We start from the raw sequence: 11,755 nt of genomic DNA, 5'->3' as shown, positions 1-11,755 counted from the left end.
CTTTATTACTTATTAAAAATTATCCCACTATCTCTAATTCCATTTGCACCCTAGTCACATAATTCACCAAAGGTAAATCTGTTAGCAGTTCTTGATATTGCAAACTTAGCCAAAAACTAATATGATGGAAATGCTCATCCCCATAAAACAACTTAATCATTCCTTCATAATGTTCAAGCTACTCTAAATCTCAATTTAAACAGATTTCTCCCTCATTTCTTTTTTATTAAAATTTCTATCACCTCCCAACAACAACTAAATCCCCCACTAATTTAGTCATTTGATTAAAGAAAAAAACTTGAACATAGAATAACTTGAATTAGTTGGTTTTATATTTGCTCATTCCCTTAACCTTTCGATATTACAATACTATCAACTACGTACTTTAAAAGGCTTACCACCCCTTTACAAATACCTTCCAAACTTCACTCAAAATTTATCTAAATTAATTGAAACTCTTACTTGAACGCAAAAAAAAACGATAAAGTCATTCACTTTATCGCAGAAATTTTATTTTATTGATTTAATATTCTTCACAACCTAAGGCCCAAGCAACTGCAATCAAACCAGCAGATTTATAATTTGAATAAGAGCTTGTTGGCATATCTAAGTTTAAACTACAATCTGTATCGTATTTTTCATACCCTTTTAAATAACGTTCTTCAATTACCATACGCTGTTTTTCATTCGGAATCGATTCTACTGCTCGTTCAATTCGTTCAGTTTCTTGTTCTGCATAAATTTTAGCTACCACTTTTCGTTCTAATTCCGGCGTGACATCCGCTGTACTAGGTGAAAGTGAATCATAGTTACTCGTCATTTTTTGTTGAATCTCTCGCTTAGAAATCATCTTCAATTTACGATAATCCATTAGTACCATTTCTGCTGCTGCCTTAGTTTTTTCAATATTTATTCCATCAAATAAAGCAATCATTTTACCACTCCTAATAAACTTGATTTTAAATCCGATTATTTTCTACAAACTCAATATACCGGATTTTAAATCAATAGTCAACATTTTTTTGATTTAAAGTCCTAAAAAAACTAAACAAACTTGATTTTAAATCACAACCCTGTTATAATTTAATTATTAAATTAAAAAGAGGCAAACCAATGGAAAAAAAGTTGATTGTAGGACAAATGATTGATTACTATTTAAAAGAACAAAAAATGACTCGAAAAACCTTAGGAGAAATTCTGGGTAAAAGCGAAAGTGCCGTTTCTAAGTGGGTCAGCGGTGCCAATACTCCTCTAGCAAAAGATTTAGCCATTATGAGTGAATTATTTGATGTAGATATTGAAACACTTATGTATGGTTTACCAGTGAAAAATAATTCATTGAATCATGAAGAAATTAATACCGTTGCTGCCCATATGGCCAATGCAAACAAAAAACTAACTAAAGAAGATATTGAAAACATCAACCAATATATTGATTTTATTATTAGTCAAAAAAATTCTAAAGATTGAAGGGGATCTCGTTGAATTATGAACAACTTCTAAATTATGTTTCAGAAGAATTTCAAGTATACGAAGTTCCTCTAATTGAGCAAACTGGAAGCTATGGTTTTTTTATTAATGGAAAAATTCTAATCGAAGAAAATCAAAGTGAAATTGAAAAAAAGTGTATTTTAGCTGAAGAATATGGTCATGGTAAAAAAAATAGTGGCAATATCTTAGATCAACAAATTACAGTAAATCGGAAACAAGAACTACTTGCTAGAAAATATGCCCATGAGCTGCTTATTCCTTTAAAGAACTTAGTTAAAGCCAAAATATTTGGTTGCAGTAATTTATTTGAACTAGCTGATTATTTAGAAGTTACAGAAGATTTTCTTTCTGAGGCCTTAGCTCAATATAAATTACAATATGGCGAAGAAGTCATTGTCGATGACTACAAAATTACATTTGAACCATTTATTGAAATTGCATTATTAAAAGAAAATTCAGCAACTGTCTAATACTGATGCTAGAAAAAGACTATTTACTTTTAGTTAGCATCAGCGTTAGTTTTTAAAGCAGCACAAGCCTCCCATTCATACAATAGATTGAACCTCATAACTACCTCTATCTAAGTAAAAAAGAGAGAATATATTAAACAACCTCCTGATAACATTTCAATTTAAGCATATTCATCGCACCCCTTCTCTTTTAGTACTTCAGCCGATGAATAGTACCATGGACAATAAAATCAGTAAACTTCATTTTTTCCACCGACCTTTCATATAGTAAGAAAGAGGCACCCAAGGTATCCTCAACCACGTAGTCAGATCAAAATATTCTGTTAAAACATCTTTTGTTTTTTGATAGTGAAAGCACGATTGTCGCCATTTTTTCCTAGTTATAATTCTTCATAACCACACCAGCTGAATCCTATATTATCCTCCTATTCCCAAGCTTCATTCTTTAGCACAACCTCCCGTGTTAGTAAATTCATAGTACCTATTTCATGTTGTAAGACTCCACCAAAAGTGAATCGTAGATTGCATTCAATTGAGTAAAAATTAGAACCATCAAAAAAGAAATCAAAACTGCCTATACCCTTCTCACCTAGATTTTTAGCCAAATAATTTAAATAGAACATAGCTTGATATGTGAAAATTGAATATAAGTTAAACTTGCAAAACATACAATTCCTAAATTCGTATCCTATGCGCAATCACAAACTAACAGTCCTTCTTTAAGCATCAATAGCACACAAATTTGTTGCCCTTGAATCTTTTCTTGAATCATATAGGTTTGTTCAGTCCCCACATCTAAAAATTCTTTCTTCGTCATAAAAACATTTTGACCAAAGCGTGAATACTCCGGCTTAATTAAATTACATTAAAAATCTACTTCCTGCCCTCAATATCTTTCTGTTACAGGCACCATTAAACCTATGGATTCACACCCTTCAATAAATGCACAGTCTCTAATAATGATATCGAGCCAATTAGAAAAGTCTCACCTAATTGATGAATTTCCTCTTGTAGTTTACCATAATATAACAATTTTTCATTAATTGTCACTAATACATCTATCATTTTTTATTTCTAGATAAGTAAGTAATTCCACTTTAAACTCTTGTCACGAGTTTGCTGGGGCAGGCAATATTCTTACTTCTTCAACAAACTAACTATATGTGGCCTATGCTGGGCTAAAATGCTCAAATATAAATACTTTATGATCTATTTTTTAAATTTTTTTAACTAGCTAAAAAGCTAATAGTGAACGACCTCCAGTTAAAGTAATCTGTATGTTTAGTCAACTCCTCTTTGCCAAAATTGATTTTCTTTATTCTTTTAGTTGTAAAATACAGCAATAACAAAATCATTCTAGGAAGATTTACTGCTCTTATTATCTTTTTTACATGATAGAAAAGAACGATAACATTACTATCGTAACATAATTAAGAACTATTGGCTTAAGCTGGAATCAATCATAAAAAATAGTACATTGACCGAACATCATATAAATAACATTTTTATAATGAATTGGGCCTTCACTTCACAGTATCTTTATTTCATTCAATTATACGATTAATGAACAATATCTATTCACTAATTAATAATATTTTTTATTCACCTAATTCTCTTGACAAAAAGAACAAATGTTCGTATCATTAAAGTAACAATTAGCGTATTACGAAGGGAGATCGAATACTTAATGGGACATATTGATATGTATGAAAATGCTGAAATTAACTTGCATGAACTAAAAAACTATTTGTGGAACTTAACAGCCGCTGAAATTCATTACGAGATTGGTTTTGAATTATGGGAGTTTTACGTAAACTTCAAAGAACTTTAGTGACCTATAAAAAAATTTCACTTTAATTTAAGAACTAGATTTTCGCCACCAACTCTAGTAGTATCGGTACTTTTATTCATTTAAATAAAAAAAAACAAAAAATATATAACTTATAGATGAAATTAACAGTTTTATATGTTATAATTAACTCACCTTTTAAAATATCCTTGATTCTGCCTCCAACAGAATCAGAATTCCTCGTCTACCCCCAATAGACGAGGTTTTTTATTTCAATTTATCAAAACTAAATAATCTTTATAACTCAGAAAATCTAAGACATTATTTAATTGCATTTCTAATAAAAATATGGTAAATTTATTTTGGAATTTCGTTATCAACTATCGTTTATAGTTGCCTTTCATTTCAACTTTTTATAGAAAGGAGCATAATTATGGTATTTAATAACAACAACTTAAAGTATCGTATTGCTTTTGATACAGCAAAAAATATTTTTATGGCAATTGATGCCACTGATGAATCAAATGTAGCATACGGTATCACAATTGAACAAGCAATCGTAGAATTAAAAAACAAGCTAAACTAAGGAGTGTCAAATTCTAATGAACGATTCTAGTTCCAGTACCCTTTGAAGATGTCTGATGAGAAACCAAACTCAGACATCTTCTTTAATTACATAAAAAACAATCAAATCAGAACGATTTGATTGTTTTATTTTTTTAACTTCTAACAACTAAAACATCACAGTATGCATGAGTTAAGATAAAACTTGTGACTGAGCCTAACAGTACTTTTTCCAAGGCATCTTTACCCGTTGCACCAACTAATAATAAATCCACATCTTTTTCTTCCTCACGATAATCAACAATTAAACGTTTCGGATTGCCAACTAAAATAGTTGTTTCAACATGCAAATCATTTTCAAATGTAGCAAATTCCAAACGTTTTACCATTTCTTGCTCTGCAACTTCTTTCGCATGATCAATCAAAGCTCCGTATTGCCCTCCAAAGTGACCATAAACATTTTTATCGTCATCAATAACTTGCAAGATTTCTAAAACAGACTCGTTTCTTTTTGCTGTTTCAATGGCTTTCTTCAAGGCTACATCTGATTCAACAGAACCATCAACTGCTACTAAAATACGTTTATAATTTGTCATAAATTCCGCTCCTTTTCATCTAAAAATAACACCTTAATAGATCTATCATAAAACAATTAAACCAATAGTTCAAAGAATTTCTATTAACGCTTAGTTGAAAGTTCTACGAATGCAAATGTATCTGGAATAAAGTGTGATTCCGTGTATTCAAACAACTTCCCCATATCTGTATATGCCCAATTGCTAATGATACCTACACAGTTATATTCTTGCAAATCTAAGGACAAGGTGTCTAACTCTGTTGCACCTTCAACTTTTAAATGCCTTCTTGAGGTTGATATTTTCACACCTAAATCTTTTTCAATATAATGATAAATTGATTTCTTTGCAATTTCTTCCGTTAATCCTGAAACAATTTCTGTTCTAAAATAATTAATATCTAATACCATTCTTTTTTCATTAACAATTCTAACACGCTCTATATAACTAACTTCCGTTCCAATTGGGAATGAGGTTAATTGATGTAACTCATCTGTGATAGTTAGCTTAGTAAATTTAATGACTTTTGTTTGATAATCAATTTTTTGATTTGAATTAAGAGCTTGAATTCCATTAAAATTGCTTAAATTTAACAGCAACTCATCTGTATTCTGTTTTTCAAGAATAACAACTCCACGTCCTTTGACGCTATAAACAAGCCCTTCATCAATTAATTGAGAAATGGCACGCCGAACGGTATTACGGCTACAATCATATTCTTCTACCAAAACTGCTTCTGTTGGCAGCATCATTGTTTGGAGATAATCACCTTGATCTATCTTTTTCTTTAATGTCTCATAGATAACTGAAAATTTATTCATCTTTTTCTACTAGCCTCCTTACCAAGTTCTTTCTTTAATAGTATGCTATTTTCAAATAAAACACAAGAAATGAATCAGTAGTTGTTTAAACAAATATCAAATTCCCCATTGACAATTTGTTTAAACAAATTTATAATGAAATCGCAAACATCCATAGCTTGCCAAATAAAAAAGAGGAGATTGATAAAATGGCTATTCCCAAACAACAAGTTCGTTCAATAGTAGCAGCTGTTGGTACAACTACAAATATCCAAGGATTAACTCATTGCGTTACCCGCTTACGCTTTATTTTAAAAGATGAAACACTTGTAAACATAGAAAGTTTAACTCAAAATGAATTGGTAAAAGGAACATTTAGTGCAAATGGTCAATTTCAAGTAATTATTGGACCTGGATTAGTTGATCAAGTCTATGACGAAATTCTAAAGGACTATCCACTAACTAATGCAACTAGTACTGAATTAAATGAAACCGCTAATCAAAACAGCAATCTCTTGCAACGTGGAATTAAAACTTTTTCTGATGTATTTATTCCCATTTTGCCTGCAATTGTCAGTGCCGGTTTACTTTTAGGATTAAGCGGTTTGTTAACGAATAAAGGCATTTTCTTTGCTTCCTCAATTGTAGAAGCCTATCCAAATATCTCTGGTATTGCCGATATGATTACTCTAATTGCCAATACAGCCTTTACCTTCTTACCTGTTTTAGTTGGTTGGTCTGCAACGAAACGCTTTGGTGGAAATCCAGTACTAGGAATTGTATTAGGGTTGATTCTCATTAACCCTGATTTAATGAACGCCAACTTAATCGGTCAGGAAACACCTGAAAAATGGACGATTTTTGGATTATCTATTGCAAAAATTGGCTACCAAGGTCAAGTCTTACCTGTTTTTGTAGCTTCCTATTTACTCTCTTTCCTCGAAATCAAATTAAAAAAAATTATACCCAATACACTGCAATTAATTATCGTTGCACCTGTAGTTATTTTTATTTCTAGCTTTTTAACATTTTTGGTAATCGGACCTGTTATGTTAAGTGTTGCTAACTTTATTACATCAAGTATTATTTCATTGTTTGATACCTTCCCGATCATCGCCGGTTTTGTCTTTGGATTTGGCTGGGAATTGTTAGTTGTTACTGGAATGCATCATGCCTTTATTGCTGTCAATGTCCAATTATTAGCTAGCACCAATCAAAGCTTCTTATTGTCAATCATTGCGTTAACCTGTGTTTCTGAAGCAGCTGCCGCCTTAGCTGTTGGCTTAAATTCAAAAACTAAGAAGGAACGTGCCTTAACCTATACAGCTATGACTTCTGCTTTACTAGGTGTCACTGAACCTTCCATGTTTGGAGTTACAATCAAATTAAAATATCCTTTTATTTGTTCACTGATAGGTTCTGGATTTGCAGGCATGATTCTAATGTATTTCCATATTTATGCATTTTCATTTGGTCCAGCTGGTCCACTATCCTTTATTATTATTCCACAAACTATGTGGGTACAGTATGCCTTTGCAATGTTAGTAGCCTTTGTTATTGGATTTACTAGCACTTATTTAATTGGACGATTGAAAAATAAAACAATAAAAACTAACTAAAAAGGATTGACTCACTTTGTCTCAACTAAAATGGAAAGCTACATGGGCTAGCGAAATGATTCATTATGAAAATCAACAACAAACCTTTGAAAACACAACACAGCATTTATTAATCAAGAACAATCTTGCTGGAAATAAAGTCCGACTGTTACTTTCAAATAAATTCGGTACCGCGCCCCTTGTTATTGATAAAATTTATTTCTCAACTACAGAAAATTCAAAACGCTACTTCACTAAAATTATCACAAAAAATCAAGAAGTACAGATTATTGTACCACCACAAACTGAATTCTTTACCGATGAATTAGATTATGAAGTAGCTGTTGGTGAAACATTGCTACTCTCACTCTCAATTAAAGAACAACAAACACTAAATACATTAGGCACTACTATTGATACTAGCCTTTTCACAAGTTTTTTTGATTCTTCACTACCAACTCCAGCATTTTTTCTAGGAATTTGCCAAGTAGATATTCTTACAGAAAATCACTCTAAAACCATCAGCTTCTTTGGAGATTCATTGACTCACCAAGGATTTATGTCCAGTGCTATCGCAACTCAACTTTACAAACAATATCCTGGTAAAATTAGTGTATGCAATGCTGGTATCTCTGGAAATCGGTTGCTTCATACTACAAATTCTACGAGCCGATATGCCACCACATTTGGAGTAGCTGGGTTGGATCGTTTCCAAGATGATCTTTTTAATGACCATTCTACTGATATCATTTTCTTTTTGGAAGGAACCAATGACCTAGTTCATCCCGGTAACGGATCACCCCTGACTGAATTGCCAACAAGTCAGGACTTAATTGACGGCATCAAAAAAGTTCAAATAATTGCTGAAAAACAAGACTGTCTACTCATTATATGTACACTTCCACCCTTTAAGGGGTATACTAACGAAGGAAATCTCGTTTGGAATTCTAAAATTGAAACCACTCGCCAAGAAGTTAATCAGTGGATTTTACAGCAAGAGAATGTCATCGATGTAGATAAGCTTGTGGCTTCTCATACACAGCCAACACATTTAGCACAAAAAGCAGATTGTGGGGACCATCTCCACTTCAATCAATATGCGGGACAATTGATTGCAGAATCTATTGATTGGTCCAATTGGATTTAATGATAAATAAAAACCAAAGCTCTTCAGACTATGTAGAAAATATAGTCTGAAGAGCTTTGATTTTGTGAATGTTAAATTAAATTAAGCTCTTGTAAGGCCAAAGCAATACCATCTTCATTGCAGTTAGCAGTAACTTTGTTTGCCCGTAATTTGACTTCTTCTAATGCATTTCCCATCGCAACACCTGTACCAACACTTGTTAATAATTCTAAATCATTCAATCCATCACCAAACGCAAGGGTATCTTCAACGGCAAAACCTTTTTCTTTCGCCATGATTAATGCAGTGTTTGCCTTAGAGCCATTGTGGGGCAGTACATCTACAGCAAAATCATGCCAACGAACAAAACGAAATTGAGGAAATTGTCCATTTTCATAGATTGCTTGATCTTCAACAGGATAGAAAAGTAAGCTTTGATACAACGTATTTGTTTGGTAAAATTCACGGTCAAATTCAGGAACTCCAAAATCAATACTTCGCATTGCTTCCTCCATACGATAGTCCGCTTGTTGATCACGTCTTCTTAACAACTCAGGTGATTGATAGACGAGTTGATGTTCGTTCTGATCAGCTGTAGCGAGCAGCTGTTTAAACTCAGTAGGATTTAGGCTGTTTTCAAAAACTAATTCGTGATGAAAATAACCCGCCGCTCCATTGCAGACAATGTAATTCATAAAATCTAATTCTTCAATCACATCTCGAGCTAAAAATAAATTACGCCCTGTGGCAATTGCCACTTCATGCCCATTCGCCTTTAATTGATTTAAAGCCGCTTTTGTACTGGGTAAAACTTGCTTCTCTTCATTTAGCAACGTTCCATCAATATCAAAGAAAATCATCTTTTTTTTCATCTAACTTCCATCCAATCTGCTTTTTAGTCTCCATATAAAGGGTACCACTAAATCGCCAGTAACTCTAGTCTAACTTAAAGAAGAATCTACTAGTTTTTACCCCATTTTTTAGGACTCCAGATTTCACCCTCAAGAGCAATTTGAAGGCTGTTGTTATCCGTTGTAATCTCATCAATGTATTTAAGGGTCTCTTCTATAATAAACAGACTATTTTCATCTGTTGCTAATTTTTTTAATTCCGTTTCAATCCATTCTTTTGTATCCATTTTAAAACCTCCTTATCATAAACTAACTTTAGTTTACTATAAGTGACGATATTCTGCTGACTATTTGTTTAGCTATGTGTAAAATAAAAAAACACTCAATAATGATCTGTTGCATGCTTTCAGTGTCTAGCACTAGTCTAAAATAACTGTGACAATGTCAGAAATACTATTTTTTGTTACCTACCATTTACATGACGATGAATAGTAGAAATTTGAAATTATTTGCCACCAGCTTTAGAAAGAACACTATCTCTAGCTTCTAGTTGATGATCGGTAATAGGTTTCAGTGATCGAATCAATGGCAATCTTGAGTTTCCTACTTCACGATGTCGATGAATAGTTTCACCGCATCTAAGCTTCGCATTATTTTTAGCATAAAAAATACAGTGAAATCAAGTGATACTCCTTGATTTCACTGTATTTCTATTATTTATTCAGCTTCTTCGCTAAATTGACTATTGTACAATTTTTCATAAAATCCGCCTTTAGCTAATAAGCCATCATGAGTTCCTTGTTCAATAATTTCTCCTTGATCCATTACCAAAATCAAGTCAGCATCCCGAATTGTTGATAGACGATGGGCAATTACAAAGCTCGTGCGCCCTTCCATCACTCGTTTCATGGCTTTTTGGATTAACGCTTCTAAACGTGTATCCACTGAACTAGTTGCTTCATCTAAGATTAAAATTTTAGGATCAGAAATAATCGCTCGTGCAATGGTGAGTAATTGTTTTTGCCCTAATGAAATATTAGAAGCTTCTTGATTTAGAACCATATCATAGCCATTTGGCAATGTCCGAATAAAATGATCCACATTGGCTGTTTTGGCTGCATCAACAACTTCATATTCAGTTGCATCCAACTTCCCAAAACGAATATTGTCCGAAATGGTTGCATTATATAACCACGCATCTTGTAACACCATTCCAAATTGTGAACGAACATCCCCACGAGACATTTCCTTCGTATCAATGCCATCAATTTTAATTGCACCTTGATCCACGTCATAGAAACGCATTAATAAGTTGATTAACGTTGTTTTACCTGCTCCAGTTGGTCCAACAATCGCAACCATTTGACCACTTTTAACTTCTACATTTAAGTCCTTAATTAATGGTTTATCTTTTGTATAACCAAAACGAACGTGTTCAAACGATACATTCCCTTCAACCTTTTCAGGTAAAGGACGTTGAATTTGATCGGGTTTTTCTTCAGGTTCATCTAAAATTTCAAAAACACGACCTGTTGCAGCTGCTGCACTTTGTAAGACACCTGAAAGTTGAGTAATTTGTGAAATTGGTTGATTAATCTGCCATACGTATTGCGTGAAAGCCTGTAAATTCCCTAAAGTTAATGCACCTTGAATAACAGCATATCCACCAAAAACAGCCACGCCAATGTAAGCAAAATTAGATACTAATCCAACTAGCGGCATCATAATCCCTGAAACAAAAGCCGCTTTAAAACCAAATCCGGCTAAACGATGATTAATTTCTTTAAATTCGTTTAACGTATCTTCTTCTTTACCATACAGTTTAATAACAGAAAATCCGCTAAAACTTTCTTGAACATATCCATTTAGCTCACCTAATGATTTTTGTTGACCTTTAAAATAAGGTTGCGAACGATTTACAATGATTTTTGAAATAATAATAGACGCTGGGATAGTTAAAATCAAGATAATCGCTAATGGAATAGAGATATACAGCATCATTCCGATAGCAAATGTAATTCCTAAAACCGAGTTTACAATTTGAATTAAACTTTGTTGCATCGCGTTACTAATTGCATCTACATCATTTGTCACACGACTTAAAATATTGCCTTGTTGGTTCTTATCAAAATAAGAGACAGGTAAACGATTAATTTTATTATCAATATCTGCTCTTAAATCCCGCATCGTATTTTGAACTACATTGGTCATAATCCATGCTGAAGAATACATTGTAATTTGATAAATCAATGCAATGACTAACATCAATACAATAATTTTTAAGATAAATGGAAAATTAATCGCAGCACCAGCCACACCATTGGCTATATCTGCAACATTGTGCCCAATTTCAGTAAGCACTAATCCCATGATAAAAGGCTGTAACGCATTTGTAAACATACAAACGACTGTTAGTAACAGCGCCACAATAAAACCCGTTTTATAAGGCTTTACATAAGAACCTAAACGTTTAATTGAATCCATTGAATTT

Annotated in this window: 15 protein-coding genes; 6 read left to right on the top strand and 9 right to left on the bottom strand. The window is 32.8% G+C overall.

Annotation, left to right across the window (positions count from 1 at the left end; translation table 11 throughout):
- Nucleotides 1–19: 19 nt before the first annotated feature.
- Nucleotides 20–160 carry a hypothetical protein gene (locus tag BR43_RS19815; RefSeq protein ID WP_157463927.1) on the bottom strand — a complete coding sequence of 47 codons (141 nt, stop codon included), beginning with the start codon at nucleotides 158–160 and terminating at the stop codon, nucleotides 20–22.
- Between the two features lie 363 nt (nucleotides 161–523).
- A complete protein-coding gene (locus BR43_RS02830) occupies nucleotides 524–934 on the bottom strand; it encodes an ArpU family phage packaging/lysis transcriptional regulator (protein ID WP_034559284.1) in 411 nt (136 codons plus the stop codon).
- 179 nt (nucleotides 935–1,113) lie between these two features.
- Between BR43_RS02830 and BR43_RS02825 the strand changes: the two genes are divergently transcribed.
- Together BR43_RS02825 and BR43_RS02820 are read left to right on the top strand one after the other, a co-directional pair.
- Entirely contained in the window at nucleotides 1,114–1,470 is a 357-nt protein-coding gene (locus BR43_RS02825; protein ID WP_034559282.1) for a helix-turn-helix domain-containing protein, read from the top strand.
- 11 nt (nucleotides 1,471–1,481) lie between these two features.
- Nucleotides 1,482–1,961, top strand: coding sequence for an ImmA/IrrE family metallo-endopeptidase (locus BR43_RS02820; protein ID WP_034559280.1), 480 nt, complete (start codon nucleotides 1,482–1,484; stop codon nucleotides 1,959–1,961).
- Between the two features lie 688 nt (nucleotides 1,962–2,649).
- Here the strand turns inward: BR43_RS02820 and BR43_RS20560 are convergent.
- Entirely contained in the window at nucleotides 2,650–2,778 is a 129-nt protein-coding gene (locus tag BR43_RS20560) for a hypothetical protein (RefSeq protein WP_281173948.1), read from the bottom strand.
- A 101-nt stretch (nucleotides 2,779–2,879) separates the two neighbouring features.
- Nucleotides 2,880–3,026, bottom strand: coding sequence for a hypothetical protein (locus tag BR43_RS20115; protein WP_169741011.1), 147 nt, complete (start codon nucleotides 3,024–3,026; stop codon nucleotides 2,880–2,882).
- Between the two features lie 622 nt (nucleotides 3,027–3,648).
- Between BR43_RS20115 and BR43_RS19810 the strand changes: the two genes are divergently transcribed.
- Entirely contained in the window at nucleotides 3,649–3,792 is a 144-nt protein-coding gene (locus BR43_RS19810; protein WP_157463925.1) for a hypothetical protein, read from the top strand.
- Nucleotides 3,793–4,183: 391 nt separating this feature from the next.
- Nucleotides 4,184–4,336, top strand: a complete 153-nt coding sequence (locus tag BR43_RS20110) for a hypothetical protein (protein WP_169741010.1) — start codon at nucleotides 4,184–4,186, stop codon at nucleotides 4,334–4,336.
- A gap of 133 nt (nucleotides 4,337–4,469) precedes the next feature.
- On the opposite strand, the gene BR43_RS02810 is transcribed toward BR43_RS20110, so the two are convergent.
- Entirely contained in the window at nucleotides 4,470–4,910 is a 441-nt protein-coding gene (locus tag BR43_RS02810) for a universal stress protein (protein WP_034559269.1), read from the bottom strand.
- A gap of 83 nt (nucleotides 4,911–4,993) precedes the next feature.
- Nucleotides 4,994–5,710: a GntR family transcriptional regulator gene (locus BR43_RS02805; RefSeq protein WP_034559267.1), complete on the bottom strand. Its 717-nt coding sequence runs from the start codon at nucleotides 5,708–5,710 to the stop codon at nucleotides 4,994–4,996.
- A 188-nt stretch (nucleotides 5,711–5,898) separates the two neighbouring features.
- Here BR43_RS02805 and BR43_RS02800 point away from each other — a divergent pair, with 188 nt between their 5' ends.
- Together BR43_RS02800 and BR43_RS02795 are read left to right on the top strand one after the other, a co-directional pair.
- Nucleotides 5,899–7,308 carry a PTS transporter subunit EIIC gene (locus BR43_RS02800; protein ID WP_034559265.1) on the top strand — a complete coding sequence of 470 codons (1,410 nt, stop codon included), beginning with the start codon at nucleotides 5,899–5,901 and terminating at the stop codon, nucleotides 7,306–7,308.
- Between the two features lie 16 nt (nucleotides 7,309–7,324).
- Nucleotides 7,325–8,434: a GDSL-type esterase/lipase family protein gene (locus BR43_RS02795; protein ID WP_034559262.1), complete on the top strand. Its 1,110-nt coding sequence runs from the start codon at nucleotides 7,325–7,327 to the stop codon at nucleotides 8,432–8,434.
- Between the two features lie 71 nt (nucleotides 8,435–8,505).
- On the opposite strand, the gene BR43_RS02790 is transcribed toward BR43_RS02795, so the two are convergent.
- From BR43_RS02790 to BR43_RS02785, 3 genes are all read right to left on the bottom strand, one after another.
- A complete protein-coding gene (locus BR43_RS02790) occupies nucleotides 8,506–9,285 on the bottom strand; it encodes a Cof-type HAD-IIB family hydrolase (protein ID WP_034559260.1) in 780 nt (259 codons plus the stop codon).
- A gap of 89 nt (nucleotides 9,286–9,374) precedes the next feature.
- Nucleotides 9,375–9,551 carry a hypothetical protein gene (locus tag BR43_RS20105; RefSeq protein WP_169741009.1) on the bottom strand — a complete coding sequence of 59 codons (177 nt, stop codon included), beginning with the start codon at nucleotides 9,549–9,551 and terminating at the stop codon, nucleotides 9,375–9,377.
- 430 nt (nucleotides 9,552–9,981) lie between these two features.
- The gene (locus BR43_RS02785; protein WP_034559999.1) at nucleotides 9,982–11,748 is read right to left on the bottom strand and encodes an ABC transporter ATP-binding protein; all 1,767 of its coding nucleotides are present in this window, start codon (nucleotides 11,746–11,748) and stop codon (nucleotides 9,982–9,984) included.
- Between the last annotated feature and the right edge of the window lie 7 nt (nucleotides 11,749–11,755).

It is taken from the genome of Carnobacterium gallinarum DSM 4847, from assembly GCF_000744375.1.
Taxonomy (GTDB): domain Bacteria; phylum Bacillota; class Bacilli; order Lactobacillales; family Carnobacteriaceae; genus Carnobacterium; species Carnobacterium gallinarum.
The sequence above is the reverse complement of the archived record's forward strand: the minus strand, read 5'-3'. Positions and strand labels throughout refer to the sequence as shown.